The 18,968-nt window shown below is 57.9% G+C and carries 14 protein-coding genes; 6 read left to right on the top strand and 8 right to left on the bottom strand.

Annotated features, from left to right (window positions below; translation table 11 throughout):
- Positions 1-108 precede the first annotated feature (108 nt).
- The 4 genes from yidC to rpmH form a co-directional block, all read right to left on the bottom strand.
- A complete protein-coding gene (gene yidC / locus AC3AP7_RS16115) occupies positions 109-1,779 on the bottom strand; it encodes a membrane protein insertase YidC (protein ID WP_475767466.1) in 1,671 nt (556 codons plus the stop codon).
- A gap of 30 nt (positions 1,780-1,809) precedes the next feature.
- Positions 1,810-2,043, bottom strand: a complete 234-nt coding sequence (gene yidD / locus AC3AP7_RS16110; RefSeq protein WP_475767468.1) for a membrane protein insertion efficiency factor YidD — start codon at positions 2,041-2,043, stop codon at positions 1,810-1,812.
- A gap of 76 nt (positions 2,044-2,119) precedes the next feature.
- The gene (rnpA, locus tag AC3AP7_RS16105; protein ID WP_475767470.1) at positions 2,120-2,587 is read right to left on the bottom strand and encodes a ribonuclease P protein component; all 468 of its coding nucleotides are present in this window, start codon (positions 2,585-2,587) and stop codon (positions 2,120-2,122) included.
- A 23-nt stretch (positions 2,588-2,610) separates the two neighbouring features.
- Positions 2,611-2,745 carry a 50S ribosomal protein L34 gene (gene rpmH, locus AC3AP7_RS16100; RefSeq protein WP_004198824.1) on the bottom strand — a complete coding sequence of 45 codons (135 nt, stop codon included), beginning with the start codon at positions 2,743-2,745 and terminating at the stop codon, positions 2,611-2,613.
- A gap of 382 nt (positions 2,746-3,127) precedes the next feature.
- Here rpmH and dnaA point away from each other — a divergent pair, with 382 nt between their 5' ends.
- From dnaA to AC3AP7_RS16070, 6 genes are all read left to right on the top strand, one after another.
- Entirely contained in the window at positions 3,128-4,648 is a 1,521-nt protein-coding gene (gene dnaA / locus AC3AP7_RS16095) for a chromosomal replication initiator protein DnaA (RefSeq protein WP_475767472.1), read from the top strand.
- 257 nt (positions 4,649-4,905) lie between these two features.
- The gene (gene dnaN / locus AC3AP7_RS16090) at positions 4,906-6,009 is read left to right on the top strand and encodes a DNA polymerase III subunit beta (RefSeq protein ID WP_475767474.1); all 1,104 of its coding nucleotides are present in this window, start codon (positions 4,906-4,908) and stop codon (positions 6,007-6,009) included.
- A gap of 115 nt (positions 6,010-6,124) precedes the next feature.
- The gene (gene gyrB, locus AC3AP7_RS16085) at positions 6,125-8,596 is read left to right on the top strand and encodes a DNA topoisomerase (ATP-hydrolyzing) subunit B (protein WP_475767476.1); all 2,472 of its coding nucleotides are present in this window, start codon (positions 6,125-6,127) and stop codon (positions 8,594-8,596) included.
- 283 nt (positions 8,597-8,879) lie between these two features.
- Positions 8,880-10,985 carry a DNA phosphorothioation system restriction enzyme gene (locus tag AC3AP7_RS16080; protein WP_475767478.1) on the top strand — a complete coding sequence of 702 codons (2,106 nt, stop codon included), beginning with the start codon at positions 8,880-8,882 and terminating at the stop codon, positions 10,983-10,985.
- 168 nt (positions 10,986-11,153) lie between these two features.
- Entirely contained in the window at positions 11,154-13,238 is a 2,085-nt protein-coding gene (locus tag AC3AP7_RS16075) for an AAA family ATPase (protein WP_475767480.1), read from the top strand.
- Complete coding sequence (locus AC3AP7_RS16070; protein ID WP_475767483.1) at positions 13,231-13,689, top strand: DNA phosphorothioation-associated protein 4; 459 nt, start codon at positions 13,231-13,233, stop codon at positions 13,687-13,689. Before AC3AP7_RS16075 ends, AC3AP7_RS16070 begins: the two co-directional genes overlap by 8 nt.
- A 169-nt stretch (positions 13,690-13,858) precedes the next feature.
- Here the strand turns inward: AC3AP7_RS16070 and dndE are convergent, their stop codons facing one another.
- Genes dndE through dndB form a run of 4 tightly spaced genes read right to left on the bottom strand, consistent with a single transcriptional unit; the run spans position 13,859 to position 18,915 of the window.
- The gene (gene dndE / locus AC3AP7_RS16065; protein WP_475767485.1) at positions 13,859-14,257 is read right to left on the bottom strand and encodes a DNA sulfur modification protein DndE; all 399 of its coding nucleotides are present in this window, start codon (positions 14,255-14,257) and stop codon (positions 13,859-13,861) included.
- A complete protein-coding gene (gene dndD / locus AC3AP7_RS16060) occupies positions 14,254-16,245 on the bottom strand; it encodes a DNA sulfur modification protein DndD (RefSeq protein ID WP_475767487.1) in 1,992 nt (663 codons plus the stop codon). The genes dndE and dndD overlap by 4 nt, the downstream gene beginning before the upstream one ends.
- Positions 16,246-16,255: 10 nt before the next feature.
- Complete coding sequence (gene dndC / locus AC3AP7_RS16055; RefSeq protein ID WP_475767489.1) at positions 16,256-17,785, bottom strand: DNA phosphorothioation system sulfurtransferase DndC; 1,530 nt, start codon at positions 17,783-17,785, stop codon at positions 16,256-16,258.
- Positions 17,782-18,915: a DNA sulfur modification protein DndB gene (gene dndB, locus AC3AP7_RS16050; protein ID WP_475767491.1), complete on the bottom strand. Its 1,134-nt coding sequence runs from the start codon at positions 18,913-18,915 to the stop codon at positions 17,782-17,784. Before dndB ends, dndC begins: the two co-directional genes overlap by 4 nt.
- Between the last annotated feature and the right edge of the window lie 53 nt (positions 18,916-18,968).

Genomic DNA, 18,968 nt, shown 5'->3' with positions numbered 1-18,968 from the left:
GCGCCGCAGTAAAAAAAGCCGCCCGGCGCAAACCGGGCGGCTTTTTTATGGGGCGTCGCTCGCGGACCGGCGCGCCATCGACGCGCCCGCCCGCGCAACAGGCTTCGCCTAGCTGGCTTTCTTCGTCTTCGACTGGCCCATCATCCGCGTGATGTAGTACTGCTGGGCGATCGACAGCACGTTGTTCACCACGTAGTACAGCACGAGGCCGGCCGGGAAGAAGAAGAACATGACCGAGAACGCGATCGGCATGAACATCATCATCTTGGCCTGGACCGGGTCCGGCGGCGTCGGGTTCAGGCGCGTCTGCAGGAACATCGAGCCCGCCATCAGGACCGGCAGGATGTAGTACGGGTCCTGCTGCGACAGATCGTGAATCCACAGGATCCACGGCGCGCCGCGCATTTCCACCGACGACAGCAGCACCCAGTACAGCGAGATGAACACCGGAATCTGGATCACCACCGGCAGGCAGCCGCCGAACGGGTTGACCTTCTCGGTCTTGTACAGCTCCATCAGCGCCGCGTTCATCTTCTGCGGGTCGCCCTTGAAGCGCTCGCGCAGCGCCTGCATGCGCGGCGTGATCGCCTTCATCCGGGCCATCGACTTGTAGCTCGCCGCCGACAGCGGGAAGAACACCGCCTTGATCAGCAGTGTCAGCAGCACGATCGACCAGCCCCAGTTGCCGACATAGTTGTGGATCGTCGAGAGCAGCCAGAACAGCGGCTTCGCGATGATCGTGACCCAGCCGTAGTCCTTGACGAGGTCGAGGCCCGGCGCGATCTTTTCGAGCATGCGCTCTTCGTCCGGGCCGGCGAACAGGCGCGCGGACACGTCCGCCGACTGGCCCGGCGCGATCGTCGGCACGGGCTGCTCGACGCCGATGCGGTACAGCGACGGATCGATCTTCTGCACGTAGATCTTGCGCTGGACGCCTTCCTGCGGAATCCATGCGGTCGCGAAGTAATGCTGCACCATCGCGATCCAGCCGTTATTGGCCGAGCTTGCGTAGTCTTCCTTGTTCTTGTCGATGTCGCTGAACGTCATCTTCTGGAAGTGATGCTGCGCCGTGTACACCGCCGGTCCGATGAACGTGTGCGAGAAGCGCGGCGTGGGCACCGGCTGGCTGTCGCGCACCAGTTCCATGTAGACGGTCGGCGTGACGGGCGTCGTGCCGACGTTGACGATCTTCGTGTCGACGCCGATCACGTAGCTGCCGCGCGTGAACGTGTAGGTCTTCACGACCTTGACGCCGTTCTGCGCCGGCGACGCGAAGCTCATCTGCAGCGTCTTCGCGTCGTCACCCAGCGCGTGCGGCTCGCCGGCCACCGGCGTGAAGATCGTGTTGTGGTTCGGGTAGTCGCCGAGCAGGCCCGTGCGTGCGAGGTACGTGTGGTCCGCGGTGTGGTCGAACAGGGTGATCACGAGGTCCGGCTGCGAGCCGTTGCCCTTGTTGATCAGCGTGAGCTTCGACAGCGTGCCGCCGCGGGTATCGATCTCGCCCTTGAAGACGTCGGTCGAGAACGCGACCAGCTGGCCCTGCGCGGCCGGCGCCGCGGTGGCCGTCGAGGCGGCGCCCGCTTGCGGGGTGCCCGACGGCACGGCCGACGGCGCGCCGTCCGACGTGCCCGTTCCGGAGGCCGGGGCCGCAGCAGTCTGCGTCGGCGTGGCGCTCGGGAAGAACATCGACGGACGTCCGTGGTCGCGTTGCCAGTTGTCGAACAGCATGACCGCTGACATGAAGAAGATCACCCAGAGGACGGTGCGTTTGATATCCATGCGTTGTCTCAGTGTCGATGGAGCGGCGCGTCAGCGCTTTTCAGAGGTGGTGGGCGGCGGCACGAGATCGATGCCGCCCGCCGAAAACGGATGACAGCGGCACAGGCGCCTCGCGGCGAGGTAAGTTCCGCGTGCGGCGCCATGATACTGGATTGCTTCGCGCGCGTAATCTGAACAGGAGGGATAAAAACGGCACCGGTTGCCGAGCAGAGGGCTCAGGGCAACCTTGTAGAAGCGCAAGAGAGCGAGCAGTACCGTTTGCATGACTAGTGCGGCCAGCCTGCGCCGCGCGGCGAAAGTCGCGACCGGCTTCCGGCCGGCACCGGGCCCGCGCGGCCGCTCATGGCGCGGCGGGCGACGCTTCGCGCCGGGCGATTTCGCGCGCGGCCCGTTCGAGCAGCGCATCGATCTCGCCGCGGCACAACACCTTCAGCGGCGGCGATGCCGCGGCGGGCAGCGCCTGCCGGTCAAAGCGCGTATGCAGCCGCAGCAGGACGTCCCAGCCGCCGAACGCCGCGCGCCGCTGCCGGAAGGCTTCGCGCGCAAGGCGGCGCACCAGATTGCGCGTCACCGCGCGCGGCGCGTACTTCTTGCCGATCACGAGGCCGAGCCGCGCTGCGCCGCCGGTGGGCCGGGCGTACACGACGAAGTGCGCGCTGCGGCGCCACGGGCGCAAACGAAAAACGGATGAGAACTCATCCGTTTTCAGCAGCCTGGCGGCCTTGGGAAAAGCGGCTTGCGCTCGCAACGGAACCGAGCCCGGTTGCAGCGCCTCAGCCGTTCCCGCGTGGCCGCAGGCGTCCGACACGGCGTGCAATCCGCCCGCCAGCCTTAGATGGCGAGGCGCTTGCGGCCCTTCGCGCGGCGGGCGTTGATGACCTTGCGGCCGCCAGCGGTCTTCATGCGGACGCGAAAGCCGTGAGTGCGCTTGCGACGGGTAACGGAAGGTTGGTAAGTACGTTTCATGTTGCTCTCACTAGGCAGAGAAGTCACCGCGCGAGCATCGCGGAAAGCGCAATGGCGGGTGGTTTAGAGACGGGTTTTCGCGGAACCCGCTATTTAAACCGGTTTTCTCTTGGCCGTCAATAGTTTAGGCGCGTGCCCCGGCGCGCGGGGCGGCCGGCGCGCGCTGATCCGTCCCTGTGGATAACTCCCTTTCCCGAAGGTTTTGGCGTTAGAATCTCGACCTGACTCCCGAATAATGTCGCACGCGGCTCCAGCCCGCTTGCCCCGCAAACCCTTGTGGCGCAAGCGTCTGGGGCCGTTGCGCCTGGTCGCTCAGGGCCTTGTTGTGCGTGCGCGACAGGAGCGATCAGGCGCCGTGCACACCGATAACGACAGCACCTTGATGAACGAATTCTGGCAACACTGTTCCGCATTGCTGGAGCGTGAATTGACGCCCCAGCAGTACGTGACGTGGATCAAACCGTTGGCCCCGGTTGCCTTCGATGCGCAGGCGAATACGCTGAGCATTGCTGCGCCCAACCGCTTCAAGCTTGACTGGGTCAAGAGCCAGTTCTCCGGCCGCATCGCCGATCTGGCACGCGATTTCTGGCGCGCGCCGATCGACGTCCAGTTCGTTCTCGACCCGAAGGCGGGCATGCGCGCGCCGGCGCCGGCCGCGGCGCCCGCCCCCCGCGCGCCGCAGACGGCCGTCGACGCGGCGGTGGGCATGCTGCAGGCAGCCCAGGCGGCCCGCGCGAACCATGCTGTGGCGGCCGCCGCCGCGGAAGCGGCCGAACTCGACCTGCCCAGCCTCGACGCCAACGAAACCGCGGCCGCGCGCCGCAGCTGGCGCCCCGGCCAGGGCGCGGGCCCGGCCGCGGGCGACACCGATTCGATGTACGAGCGCTCGAAGCTGAACCCGGTGCTCACGTTCGACAACTTCGTGACCGGCAAGGCCAACCAGCTTGCCCGCGCGGCTGCGATCCAGGTGGCGGACAACCCCGGCGTGTCGTATAACCCGCTGTTCCTGTACGGCGGCGTCGGCCTCGGCAAGACCCACCTGATTCACGCGATCGGCAACCAGTTGCTGATGGACAAGGCCGGCGCGCGGATCCGCTACATCCACGCGGAGCAGTACGTGTCGGACGTCGTGAAGGCGTACCAGCGCAAGGCGTTCGACGACTTCAAGCGCTATTACCACTCGCTCGACCTGCTGCTGATCGATGACATCCAGTTCTTCTCCGGCAAGTCGCGCACCCAGGAAGAGTTCTTCTACGCGTTCGAGGCGCTGGTCGCGAACAAGGCGCAGGTGATCATCACGAGCGATACGTACCCGAAGGAGATTTCGGGGATCGACGACCGGCTGATCTCGCGCTTCGATTCGGGCCTGACCGTCGCGATCGAGCCGCCCGAGCTCGAAATGCGCGTCGCGATCCTGATGCGCAAGGCGCAGTCGGAGGGCGTGAGCCTGAACGAGGACGTCGCGTTTTTCGTCGCGAAGCACCTGCGTTCGAACGTGCGCGAGCTCGAAGGCGCGCTGCGCAAGATCCTCGCGTACTCGAAGTTCCACGGCCGCGACATCTCGATCGAGCTGACCCGGGAGGCGCTGAAGGATCTGCTGACCGTGCAGAACCGGCAGATTTCGGTGGAAAACATCCAGAAGACGGTGGCCGATTTCTACAGCATCAAGGTCGCCGACATGTATTCGAAGAAGCGTCCGGCGAATATCGCGCGGCCGCGCCAGATTGCGATGTACCTCGCGAAGGAGCTGACGCAGAAGAGCCTGCCGGAAATCGGCGAACTGTTCGGCGGGCGCGACCATACCACCGTGCTGCACGCGGTGCGCAAGATCGCGGACGAGCGCAGCAAGGACGCGCAGCTCAATCACGAGCTGCACGTGCTCGAGCAGACGCTGAAAGGCTGACGCGCGCGGGCAGGCGGGGAAGGCGCGATTTGCTCAGGATCTGGGCAAAAAGCGGCAAAAATGGACGGTTTATTGCCGAACTCGCCCCCCATTTTAGGGGAGTGGTGCGGTTTTCAGGCACAATACAGGTTTGACCGCCCGGCGGCTCGGGGCGGGAGTCACGCCGTGACCGGCGCAGCGACGCGCCGGCGGGGGGCCGGAGCCACGCGAAGATGCCGGGCGGGGCGCGCAGGCCGTCACATCAACGAAGGAACTCTATGCAACTGGTCAAGACCGAACGCGATAACCTCCTCAGGCCGCTGCAAACCGTGAGCGGCATCGTCGAACGCCGCCACACGTTGCCGATCCTCGCCAACTTGCTGATTACCAAGAACGGCCCGGATGTGTCGTTCCTGTCCACCGACCTCGAATTGCAGATCACCACGCACGGCGACTTCGGCGTGGGCAGCGATTCGGTTGCGACCACGGTGGCGGCCCGCAAGCTGCTCGATATCCTGCGCGCGATGCCCGACGGCCAGGTCACGCTGACGCTGAACGACAAGCGCCTCACCGTGCAGTCCGGCAAGAGCCGCTTCGCGCTGCAGACGCTCGCCGCGGACGAGTTCCCGACAGTCGCGCAGGCGAAAGACTTCGGCGCGAACCTCGAAGTGCCGCAAAAAACGTTCCGCCAGCTGCTCGGCATGGTCCATTTCTCGATGGCCCAGCAGGACATCCGCTACTACCTGAACGGCATGCTGCTGGTGGTCGACGGCGACAAGCTGATGGCGGTCGCGACGGATGGCCACCGCCTCGCGTATTCGTCGATGAAGATCGAAGGCGCGTTCCCGCGCCAGGAAGTGATCATCCCGCGCAAGACGATTCTCGAACTGCAGCGCCTGCTCGAAGACATCGACGACACGCTGAAGATCGACATCGCGCAGACCCAGGTGAAGTTCACGTTCGGCCAGGTCGAACTGGTGTCGAAGCTCGTCGAAGGCAAGTTCCCGGACTTCCAGCGCGTGATTCCGAAGGCGCACAAGAACCAGTTCGTGATCGGCCGCGAGGAACTGCAGCGCTCGCTGCAGCGCGCGGCAATCCTGACCTCGGACAAGTTCAAGGGCGTGCGCTGCATCATCGAGCCGGGCCAGCTGAAGATCATGTCGACCAACGCGGACCAGGAAGAGGCGCAGGAAGAACTCGAAATCGCCTACACCGGCGACAGCATCGACATCGGCTTCAACGTCACGTACCTGCTCGACGTGCTGGCGAACCTGAAGGTCGACATGCTGGAGGTGAGCCTCGGCGACGCCAGTTCCAGCGCGCTGATCACGATTCCCGAGAACGACGACTTCAAGTACGTGGTGATGCCGATGCGCATCTGACGCGGCCGACATCACGAAGAACACCAAGGGGCGCACGGCCCCTTTGGCGTTTTTATAGGGTGTTTCGAAAAGTCCCGAGCAGCCACCTCGCAGTAATGCAGAACCGGAAAAACCCATGACTGAACTGAACAACGCGCAACCCGACAACAGCTACGGCGCCTCCTCGATCCAGATCCTCGAAGGTCTGGAAGCCGTGCGCAAGCGGCCGGGGATGTACATCGGCGATACGTCGGACGGCACCGGTCTGCACCATCTCGTGTTCGAAGTGCTCGACAACTCGATCGACGAGGCGCTTGCCGGGCATTGCGACGACATCCAGGTGATCATCCACGCGGACAACTCGGTGTCGATCACCGACAACGGCCGCGGCGTGCCCACCGGCGTCAAGCACGACGACAAGCACGACCCGAAACGCAGCGCCGCCGAGATCGTGATGACCGAGCTGCACGCGGGCGGCAAGTTCGACCAGAACAGCTACAAGGTGTCGGGCGGCCTGCACGGCGTGGGCGTGTCGTGCGTGAACGCGCTGTCCGCGTGGCTGCGCCTCACGGTGCGGCGCGACGGCAAGAAGCACTTCATGGAGTTTCACCACGGCGTGCCGCAGAACCGCATTGTCGAGGACGTGGACGGCGAGCGCATCTCGCCGATGCAGGTGGTCGGCGACACGGAAAAGCGCGGCACCGAAGTGCACTTCCTCGCGGACCAATCGATCTTCGGCAACATCGAATATCACTACGATATTCTCGCGAAGCGCATCCGCGAACTCTCGTTCCTGAACAACGGCGTGCGCATCCGCCTGACCGACCAGCGCACCGGCAAGGAAGACGACTTCGCGTTCGCCGGCGGCGTGAAGGGCTTTGTCGAGTACATCAACAAGACGAAGGCCGTGCTGCACCCGGGCATTTTCCACGTGTCGAGCGAGAAGGACGGCGTGGGCGTCGAAGTGGCGATGCAGTGGAACGACAGCTACAACGAAAACGTGCTGTGCTTCACGAACAACATCCCGCAGCGCGACGGCGGCACGCACCTGACCGGGCTGCGCGCGGCGATGACGCGCGTGATCAACAAGTACATCGCCGATCACGAGATCGCGAAGAAGGCGAAGGTCGAAACCTCGGGCGACGACATGCGCGAGGGGTTGTCGTGCGTGCTGTCGGTGAAGGTGCCGGAGCCGAAGTTCAGCTCGCAGACGAAGGACAAGCTGGTGTCGTCGGAAGTGCGCGGGCCGGTGGAGGAGGTGGTTGCGAAGGCGCTCGAAACGTTCCTGATGGAAACGCCGAACGACGCGAAGATCATCTGCGGCAAGATTGTCGACGCCGCGCGCGCGCGCGACGCCGCGCGCAAGGCGCGCGAGATGACGCGCCGCAAGGGCGTGCTCGACGGCGTGGGCCTGCCGGGCAAGCTGGCGGACTGCCAGGAGAAGGATCCGGCGAAGTCGGAGATCTACATCGTCGAGGGCGACTCGGCGGGCGGGTCGGCGAAGCAGGGGCGCGACCGCAAGTTCCAGGCGATCCTGCCGCTGCGCGGCAAGGTGCTGAACGTCGAGAAGGCGCGCTACGACAAGCTGCTCTCGTCGGAGCAGATCGTCACGCTGATTACCGCGCTCGGCTGCGGCATCGGCAAGGAAGACTACAACCTGGAAAAGCTGCGCTACCACCGCATCATCATCATGACGGATGCGGACGTGGACGGCGCGCATATCCGCACGCTGCTGCTGACGTTCTTCTACCGGCAGATGCCGGAGATGATCGAGCGCGGCTACATCTACATTGCGCAGCCGCCGCTATACAAGATCAAGGCGGGCAAGGACGAACGCTATCTGAAGGACGCGGGCGAACTGAACGCGCACATGCTGAAGCTTGCGCTGAACGGGTCGGAACTGGTGCCGTCCGAAAACGCGACGCCGATTGCCGGCGACGCGCTGGGCGAACTCGCGCGCTCGTACCTGCTTGCGCAGGCGGTGGTGGACCGGCTGAGCCGGCTGTACGACGCGGGTGCGCTCGAAGCGATCATGGACGGCATCGTGATCGACCTGTCGAGCGAGGCGGCGGCGGGTGCCTCGGCGGCGGCGCTCGAACAGAAGCTGAGGGACGACCCGCTGAAGCCCGATGTGCACGTGAGCGTGGCGTACGACGCGGTGCGCGAACTGCGCTCGCTGCACGTGTCGCGCCGGCACCATGGCAACCTGAAGGTGACGGTGCTCGACGAGGAGTTCCAGTTGACCGCCGACTACCAGCAACTGGTGAATACGGCGCTGACGTTCAAGGGGCTGATCGGCACGGGCGCGGTGATCAAGCGCGGCGAGCGCAGCATGGCGGTGAGCGACTTCAAGAGCGCGATGAAATGGCTGATCGCGGACGCGGAGCGCAATGTGTCGAAGCAGCGCTATAAGGGGCTCGGCGAGATGAACCCGGAACAGCTTTGGGAAACGACGATGGACCCGAGCGTGCGCCGGCTGCTGCGCGTGCAGATCGAAGATGCGATTGCGGCGGATGGGATCTTTACGACGCTGATGGGCGACGACGTGGAGCCGCGGCGGGCGTTTATCGAGAGTAATGCGTTGAGGGCGGGGAATATTGATGTTTGAGGGTGTTTGTAGTGTCGAGCGTCACTATTCGTGAAAAACCGGGCGCAATTTATGAAAATCGTGGCCACATATAGTGGCAATTTTCGAGAAATGTGCCCGGTGCATACGGTGTCGGAGTAATTGCTACTGGCGCCATATTTTTGCTAGTGGACGACAAAGTTAGTGCAGCTGGCCTGCACTGACCTCCAAAGCCGACTCTACTAGCCATACGTCGCGACGCGCGTACGACCAAGACAAATTCGCGTGATGCACCGGCCATTCAACGACATGGATTGCGCTACCGATGAGCAGCCTCCGAGAACTAAAGTTCAAGATTCGCTACCGGTCTGGCACCTCCAACGTCGTGGAAGACTTCTACGTTCCCTGCATGGAGCGGTCCACGCTATATCGGCGTGCGGTCGGTTATTTCTCAAGCGAAGGCCTAAGCCTCGCGGCAAAAGGTGCGGCGAGGCTGATCGCTTCGGGCGGAAAAATCCAGCTCATCGCATCACCAAATCTTTCTGAGGACGACATCAATGCTATCGAAAGCGGCTATGAGTCGAGAGCGACAGCGGCTCATCGATGTTTGCTCGCTTCTGTAGATAAAATTGAATCCGAGTTGATTTTGCAGCGGCTTAGCGCGCTAGCTTGGCTCATTTCGATTGGGCATCTCGAATTCCGCCTAGCATTTCGCGTCGACCCAGGAAGCGGAAAACTCACTCGCGGTCTCTACCATGAAAAAATAGGCATCTTTGAAGATGCCAATGGTGATCGAGTAGCATTTACAGGCTCGCAGAACGAGACTGCAGGCGGATTTGTAACAAACTTCGAATCTATTGATGTCTATTGGTCATGGGATGATCCTCATCAAAGAACAATTGGGAAGCTTCTCGATTTTGAGGAACTGTGGTCAGGAGGCGACACTTCGCTCGGCGTAGTTGTAGAAGATTTTACAGAGGTTGCTAAAGAGGTTCTTCTCAAATTTAAGTCCCAAGAGCGACCTCTTGTCGATCCTGAGGAGCTTTCGTGGCGACCGCGACGCCTTTCGCAACGCACACGGCACGCGCCACATATCCCAGATTCTTTCGAACTGCGTGGATATCAACGCGACGCAATTCGGAATTGGGTTGCGGCCAACGGCCGAGGAATACTTCAAATGGCGACAGGAACGGGCAAGACCGTTACTGCGCTAGCCGCAGCGGTAGCACTCTATCAGCAACTCCACCTGAAGGTGATGGTTGTCGTATGTCCGTATCGGCACCTCGTAACGCAATGGAGTGATGAGGCAAAGAAATTTGGTTTTGATCCACTCCTAGCCTTTGAATCCACTCGGAGCTGGCTCGGTCGATTGAAAGGCGAGCTTAGCGACCTATCTGTTAAGGAAAGAGGCTTTCTATGTATCATTACGACAAATTCAACATTTTCATCTGACGCATTCCAAAGTAGTTTAATTTATTTCCCTCAAAAAACTCTGTTAATAGCAGATGAAGTTCACAATCTAGGCTCGGAAATTTTCTCTCAAACGCTTCCGGACAATATATCGTTACGTTTGGGATTATCCGCAACGCCGGAGCGCTGGTTTGATTCAGAGGGGACCGCTCGATTAATCGAATATTTCGGCCCGGTACTTGAGCCGAAGTTTACCTTAGGTGAAGCGATAACCAGAAAAGTGCTCACCCCGTATTTCTACTATCCGATACTCATTGAATTGGATGAGGATGAGCGGGAAGAGTATCTCCGCCTCAGCGCCGAGATAGCAAAACGATCAGCAACGAACGGAGAGCTTACAGAAGCAGCGACATATCTACTATTGGCTCGCGCGCGACTAGTTGCGTCTGCAAGAAACAAGTTGACCGCATTGCGGAATTTGGGTGCAGCACTTCAAAAGAAAGAGCAAATGCTCTTCTATTGTGGGGATGGTACGGTAGAAAGCGAGCCAACTGAGGACGTGGTACGCCAAATCGACGAGGTTGTTCGTATACTTGGGCGCGAACTCGGGATACGCGTCGCCAAATATACGTCCGACGAGTCCACTCAAGAGCGGGATGACCTGCGCGGAAAGTTGGCCCGCGGAGAGTTACAGGGGCTAGTCGCAATTCGATGTCTTGACGAAGGCGTCGATATTCCCTCCGTAGAAACGGCAGTAATATTGGCAAGTAGCACGAACCCAAGACAGTTTATACAGCGGCGCGGTCGTATTCTTAGGCGTTCGCCAGGGAAACAGTCGGCGACTATATACGACATGATCGTCGTTCCACCTATCGAGACAGAGTCTACTGAATCTGAGCGAACGTTGCTGAGAAAGGAGCTAGTTCGCTTCGTCGAATTCGCTGACCTTTCAGAAAATGGTGGAGAAGCAAGGCGCACAGTTTTTGATCTTCAAAAGAGGTTTGACCTCATGGATATTTAGGCGCGGGGGGCCAAAAATGAATACTGATCCGATGGAACCACTAATGAGAGACCCTGAAGAGGTGCGGAATATCATTGCGCATGTACTGGAGTTGGAGGCCGAGCGCCTCTATCAGGAGCGGCCGCATATTAACGATGATATTCTCCGCATTATTAAGGAGTATGTGAAATGATCTTGCTAGAAATCCAGCTCCATAACTTCAGACAATTTTACGGAACATCGCCGGCAATCCAATTTGCTCAGGGGTCTCATAATGTTACGGTTTTCCACGCCGCAAATGGTGGCGGTAAAACAGCGCTGCTGAACGCTTTTACGTGGACTTTATATGATACGGTAAGCAAAGGTTTTCTGCTTCCTGATCAAATCATTAACAAGCGTGCGCTTCGTGAAGCCCAGCCAGGGTCCACAGTGTCGGCATGGGTTCTTTTGAAATTCGAGCACCTCGGATTGCAGTATTCACTAAAAAAGAACCTTGAGGTGATTCGCGGGAGCAGTGACATTGATGTAGTCTCGAGGGGAGAGTTTACGAAGGAATTCATGTGGTCCGATAGTTCGGGCGTTTGGCGCAGTGATGGAAATGTAGCTGACGTGATTGGCCGAATCTTGCCGCAAGACTTGCATACGTACTTCTTCTTCGACGGCGAACGAATTGAACGAATTGTGCAACCGACCGCCGAAGAACAAGCGAATATCGGAAATGCAACCAAGAAGATTCTGCGATTAGAAGTGGTGGACCGCGCCATTCGGCATTTGGGCTCGGCAAGAAAAAATCTCGAGCGAGACTTGGAGCAGGTGGGAGACGATTCAACGAGAGCCCTGCTCCGACAGAAAAATGATCTGGAAGAACAAATTCGTAATCTCGTCGCAGATCAGGAGCGCACCGAGAGAAATCTAAAGGGACACGAAGAACGCTTGCAAGAACTTGCAACGCGCATTCGGCAGCTGGAAGAAGCAAAGGCCGATCAGCTTCGTCGTGACGAGTTGGAATTGAGGTGTAAAAATGCTAATGAGAATCTCAAGACAACGAAACAGCAACTTAACGACCTAGTTAGTTCCGATGGATACAAGGTTTTCTTGCGGGGTGTGACCAGCACTTATCTTGACTTGATTGAAACGTTGAGGCGGAAAGGCGAACTTCCTGCGGGGATAAAGCGTCAGTTTGTCGACGATTTGCTTACGACGCGCATGTGTATTTGTGAGCGAACACTCGACTCCTCACTAGACCACGAGGCGCACTGCGCAGTTGAAAAATGGAAATCTCGAGCTGGGTTGGCCGACGTCGAAGATAGGGCGATCAGGATGGGGGGCGAAGTTCGTCGTATTCAGCTTGATGAGGAAGCTTTTTGGGACCAAAGTGAGGGGTTTCAAAAGCGGATTGTGTCCGAGCGCGAGCAGATCAAGCACGTCGAATCGGAGCTTGAAGATATCCACGAACGGCTCCAACGCAATCCTCGAGAAGAAGTCCAAGAGCTTGAGAGCCAACGCGACCGGACTGTGCGCGATATCGAAGACGCTAACCGATCGATCGGCGCATTCGGTATTCAGAGGCGAGCACTGGAGCAGCAGTTAAACGAGTGTGAATCTGCCGTTCGGAAGAGTCAGTTAAATGAGGACAAGCAGAAATTGGCGCAGCGTCGGCTCAACGCGACGACCGATGCCATATCGCGATTGGTCGAATCGAAAACAAAATTTGAAGCGAGTTTTCGGCACACTTTAACTGAAAAGGTTAGGGCGATCTTCAGCAAAATCTCCTATACGCCATATGTACCAGAAGTGGCAGATAACTATTCGCTTCGTCTTCTTGAGGGTGCTGGTGGTTCGATGTTGCCAGTTGCTGCGTCCCAAGGCGAGAATCAAATTCTCAGCTTATCGTTTATCGGCGCCGTTATCGACGTTGCTCGAGATTTCACAAAGAATAGGGATAGGTTGCCGGGGCCGGAGGCTAGCACTTATCCACTCGTTATGGATTCTCCCTTCGGGAGCCTAGGTCCCACGTATCGGACGCAGGTTGCGGAAAGCGTCACCTCCCTAGCCGATCAAGTGGTCATCATGGTTACCAACACTCAATGGCTTGGCGAGGTTTCCGGTGCTCTTAATTCTCGTGTAGGCCGATCTTATGTAGTTGAATATGCGACTCCTAGGAGCGATACTGCCAAAGAAGCCATAGATATCCAAGGACATCGATACGATCTCGTCGTGCAAAGTCCAAATGAATTCGAGTATTCAACTATTAGAGAGGTAAGCCATGGCTGAACGCAGAATTCGATTTTCCAAGGAGAAGCAAGACCTTGTACGGCGCCTCCTGTCTTCCGACGACGGCACTGGACCATTTAAAACTCAAGCTGATGTACTTGCGTTTGCTGCGTCCCTTGGCGCATTCCGGAAGCGGCGAGAACCGCTGCCCGATTCCCTCGCCGAGCCCATCCGCCAGGAAGTCTTCGAGCGTCAGGGATACGATACTTTAATTTGCTTGCTTGCCGTCGAGGCGACCAAGGAAGCAAACGTCTTAGAGGAAACAGACGACATGATTTCAACCCGCGCAGCTATCTTTGAAGAATATGCAAATGCGGGACTGTCGATCATCGGCGATGAAACCCGCGGGGACGTTGACCTCAGTCAAGCCGTACTGCTTATGGTCTCGGCATTGCGCGAACAACAGCAGGTGGATACCGCCGTATTAGACTTATCGCGGCTAAAGATATGAGGTAGCTCGCCTTAGCGTCGGCCTTGCAACTTGGGGATGCCAGCGCAGTCTAGACTGTAAAGTCCCGCAAACAAAGCGGGACTTTTGTCAAGATAACCGGCTGTGTAGTGTGCCGAAACTAGTCAGCGCACAGAGGACAGTATTTAAAGGACAATATGTCCCCAGCGTCTCAGCGAGAGCTTGTTGACGTATCCACCATCGTCCGGGCGAGCTCAACCAAGAGGTCGTCCTCTCGTCGACTTGCTAGGTAAGAGAGCCCACGGTGAACATGGAGAAGGAGGGCTTGCCGGATCGAATTGGTTGTCGGCTGCACCCGATCACGTAGTAACCGTACTACGAGGAGGTTGTGATACACGTTTTCGTGGCCGCCGGTGAATGTGCGCCAATCTATTTCGAGCCCACCTGCAAAAATAAAGCTTTCCTCCGGAGGAACGGATGGATTTGCAAGCGAAAGACACAGAGCGTGCCGACACAACACGTTGTTATGCTCGATTCCAGTCTTGCGTTTAAGTGCGATCAACTGATTTTTCGCAACGGACGTAAGTTTGACCCGTTCAATGCTGCTCATGCGGCCTCCAACGAGTTCGAGCGGGTGTCAGCTTCCAAAACGTTGGTGCGACCCAGATCATCATCGAAATACAGGACGTACTCTCGATTCATATGCGGCCGGAGCACGTCATATGCTGAGCCTTCCACCTCTTCGTCTGTCGAAAGGACCAGCACCTGATGCGATACAGTTGCGAAGAACCGCTTGATCAACGATGTTCGATGCTGTCCATCGAGACGTGCGAGCGGGGTGTCGACAACGACGGGGAAACGCCCCTTTCGCTCCTTGATTAATGCGCTCAAGACCGAAATGGCAAGCATCTGCCTCTCACCAGCAGACATGCGGTCCATCGGAAGCTCCTGGCCTCCGCCATCTTCAATCGTCACTTGATACGTAACGGGATCCACGACCACATGCGACACGAGTTTCCGCTTTCGCAAAAGGTTACGAAACTCTGTGGTAATAACGTCAGATAACCACTGTGCTTTCGATGCAAGCAGACGCTCTTTGAAGAGCACGAGTGCTTGTCGCGCTCGTGCCGCCGCTTCCAGCCCCTTTGTCTCAAGTGCACGATCCTTGAATTCCATATTCATTCGTGACCGAAGTGCACTCAAGCGCGTTTGAACATGGGTCAAGCTAGTCAGCGTATCCGTCAGCGTGGTCGTGCTACTTTCGAGGCGCTGTTCCGCATGTGCTACGGCTTGCGACTTAGCCTTCATGGCAACGAGCACATCGGCAAGTTGCTCGTCGGCAGGGATCTCACCTAAAGCGCGTTCAGCAGCATCCAACGCTCGCTGCGTTGCATCCAGCACCTTCACTGCAGTACGCACACGTCCGCGAGCATTTTCAACGTGCGTAGTGACGTCTGCAGGATTACCATCAGCAATAAGAACAGTCTTCCGCCGCTGGTTATTCTTTGTTTGCGTCAAGTCTTGCGTTAAGCGATTCTTTAAAATATCCAGCGACTTTGCTGGCATTTCCGAGGTCAGCGCAGCGAGGATGCGACGGTCGCGTTTCCTGAATTCCTCGTTGAGCAACTTAGCATGCCGATTTTGTTCATCAGAACTCCACTCGTGCTCGTAGTGCACCCACAAATCCCCCAGCCATGCGATGGGGAGTAACGGGTCGGACATCGCGTCAATCAACGTATGCCGAGCTGCTTTCGCCTGCATACGCGCGTTGGTCGCATTGCTCCGGATTTTCGCAGCCTGTTCATATGCAGACAGACCATTCTTCTTGGCTTCTGCGACATACCGCTCCAGCATCAACCGAGCTTGGTCCAACGTATTCTGCGCAGCCGCTTGCTCCTGCAATTGATCAGCATGAGCACGCTCTAGCGATTCAAACTGACTTTCCAGCTCCAGCAAATTCGTTTTCGCGGACTCATATTGGGAAGAGCCATCTTTGCCGCGCAGTGCAGCTCTTCGCTCGACAGCCTTTAGGTCATTGCCCAGCACATCGATCCCGCCAATGCCGAGGAAGACCTCCGTTGCGCGTCGTAACAGATCGGGAAGCCGCTCGGGATTAGCCAGCGCTTCAATTTTTTCGCCATCGAAGAGGAATAGCTGCACGAGCTCCGCGGGGAGAATGTCACTGATGAATCGCCCCCACTCTGCGGTGAATTCCATGTCCTCCGTACCATCAACGAGAACGGAGAAACGCTCCATGAAAGTACTGCGTCGCAGCCACTCCCGACGCACCGTTACTTTCTGCCGAGTGCCGCTGATGTCAATGAGCAGCTCGATGCTGATCACCGCGCTGTCCGCGGCGTCTGCTCGCTGCAACGATTGAACCAGTTGTTCGTATTCAGCGCGGCGTCCGGAGCTGATTGCCCCGGCACCATAGAGCCCAATCTGTAACGCAGTCAGCAGCGTGGTTTTCCCACTTCCGTTCAGCGCCTTAACCAGAATGACCGGGCGGGAAGAGGAAACGGATAGCTCAAGCGTCTGCCGATCTCGGAACGGGCCGATATTTTCGATCGAGATACTCGAAAAAGTGATCTTTGCCATGGGCAGGAAATTACGAGCGAAGAGGAGCCTGTTTAACGGGCTCGTCTATAAATTCTGTGGAATCTGCCTGGGCAGATGCGATCTCTGGTTCCAGATTCTCCAGTGCGGTGTCGCTCACCGCCAGTTTCGCATCCGAGTCACTGTCAGCGAGCGCAAACTCAAGTGCCTCGTCTTCATTCCTGAATGCGTGGAACTGGAGAATTTCTTCAAGTTTGTCGAGGTGCTTGGAGCGCTTCTGTGTCTGCATCGTCTGGAATTGAGTACCGAGTAGCGAGCGTGTGAGCTTGTAGAGCTCTTCCGCTGCATCTTGATCGAGTTCGCTAGCGACCTCTCTCAAAAGAGAGAGATCGGCACGATCCAGAGGCAATGGTTCAATCTCACGTCCCGGATAGGGCTGGCCATAGATCTCTTCGTAGACGACAGGAACAAGATCTTCGATCTCACGCTTTTCCTCGACCCAGATGCGACGGATTTCATCGAGCTCTTCCAGGGAAATCAGCTCAATGGCCCCGCTTCCTTGATTGCGGGCAGCATCCTGGACTTCCTTTTGAGTTCGCAATAGTTCTCGAAGCAGTTCCGCACGATAGTCCTGCTTGTACGGACCATGTACCAGCTCATCCTTAAAAACCGTCAGGCGACCATTCATCCGGCGGAAGTCGCGCAACGGGCGATCTTTGACTGCAAGATAGGTGTTCCGATAAACGAGGATGGGTTGCATCCACTGCTTCTGCTCGTCGTTCTGAATCATGGCCTGCATGGATTTATCCTGCGTGACCATTGTGCAGACGTAACAACCGAACCGGCTGTCACCACAACTCGGCGTCGATTTATCTACCACCACAGGACACTCAGCATCCGCCGTGGCACCACGGTAGATGCTGAACAGTTCTTGATTGTCGACGCCCCATGGATTGGGCTCAGTGATGATGTATTCCCAGACGTCGTCACTGCTCCAGGTTTCGATCGGGAGATAGACCCAGACGCGTGCCAGTTTGGGATCTTTATTGCGGCTCAGGCGCTCACGCGTACTACCGCTATATTGATCCATCACTTTGTCACGGGCAGCGCTTTCGCCGCGACGCTGTCCGAGTACGAGAATCGCCTCGCCACTTGATTCAGACAGATCATGGATGAACTGCGTTGACGCGCTGATCTTCAGACGATCAGTACACCACCTGAATTTCGGGCGAGGTGCCGGATAGCCCTTACCGATGAGGTTGACCCAGAACCGGTTCTCCAGTGCCGGGGTCAGGCGATGTGCCTTGAACGGGAGATCCTGATTGGCCGCAGCCAGCTTGATACACAGGAGCGAATTCGCTACCCATGCCGCAATGATTGGATTCTCAACGAGCGTGTCCGTACTGATTACGTGAACCGTTTTGTGTCGACGCTCCTTCGGCAGGGCTGCGATCGCGTTCCAGACTAGCTGAAGCGATGCGGTCGAGTCCTTGCCTCCGCTATACCCAATAATCCAGGGTACCGGATCCGAAAGGTAGAGATTCTGGATCTCTTTGATGATGTCAGATGCAGGAGTTGTCACGTTGTATCTTTTGCCGTCGGTCTTTTGCGTTGGGGCTTTTGTCTGGCAGCCAGCAATGCCTGTTCAGCGGTAGTCTCATCCTCAGAGAGGGGCAGGCCGAGCACACGCTTGAGTTCGTTGGTCGTAAGAGTGATGTTCTGACCTGACTTGGCCATCGATCCACCTACCATGGCGCGACCTTCCCAGGTCGCAGCGTTTTTTCTCGACCAATCGATAGTACGCAGCCGTTTGATTCGCTTTGCCAGATCGGGCTTGGGCAACTCAAAAATTGCTCGGCCCGCTCGGCCCAGTGCTTGCAAGACGATCGCATGTGAGTGAATGAAATCACGCCGGACCTCACCTGAGGTCATTTTCGATTCCCGTACGTAGATCCACTCGGGGATCTGGTCACCAACAAGCTTCCAGAATTCGAGGCACTTCTTCGTGGCGCCGGAGAAATCTTCAAGCTCATGCTCGGTCAGCAACTCCACAATTGAGTAATGCAATGCGCTCAGCGTGAATAGCTTTCGGGATCGTTCCGACAGGGATGAACGTTCCGTCTCGATGAGGTTTTTGAAAACATCGGACGTCAGGCTGAGATGCCGAGCTACACTTGCAGCGGCACTTCGATGGTCATAGAGAATACCCAGTGAGGCAGAAGGTTTGACCGCATACCGATTGAGATCGGCGAACATCTGCTGGCACCGCTCCAACCCACGATCGAGAAAAAATACAACGGCAATGGTTTCATCGCCGAGCTCTGGAGCTGCGGCGAGAGCCTGCTCAATCGCCGCACGGCGATGCTGCCCATCGTTCACGATGAACTTTGCATCCATGGAAACGGACAGCGTTCCCATGCGGAATGAAGTTGAGGAGTCGGACCCCATTGGGCTGAACGCGATGCCTCCGTCAACGGATGCTGTAATCGCGGAGAAGGTGTAGCTGTTTTTGTTTTCGACGATGTACCGAACAATTTCCGGGATACGGGCTTTGTTCAGCGTGCGCTGCGCCCTGAGCTCAGGGACCAGCTCTTCATCATCAAACCGGAAGAGGCGCGGCAATAGCCGCATGGGGCACATGGAGACGTAGTACTCACGCCCCGCCTGTACCCCTCTGATCGCCGGGAAAACATATGAGAAATCGTCCGCCATGATGGGGGCGATTCTAGCAGTTTGTTTATCGACACACAAACGTTTGTTGAGTC

The organism is Paraburkholderia sp. PAMB 6770 (genome assembly GCF_057748135.1).
The sequence above is the reverse complement of the archived record's forward strand: the minus strand, read 5'-3'. Positions and strand labels throughout refer to the sequence as shown.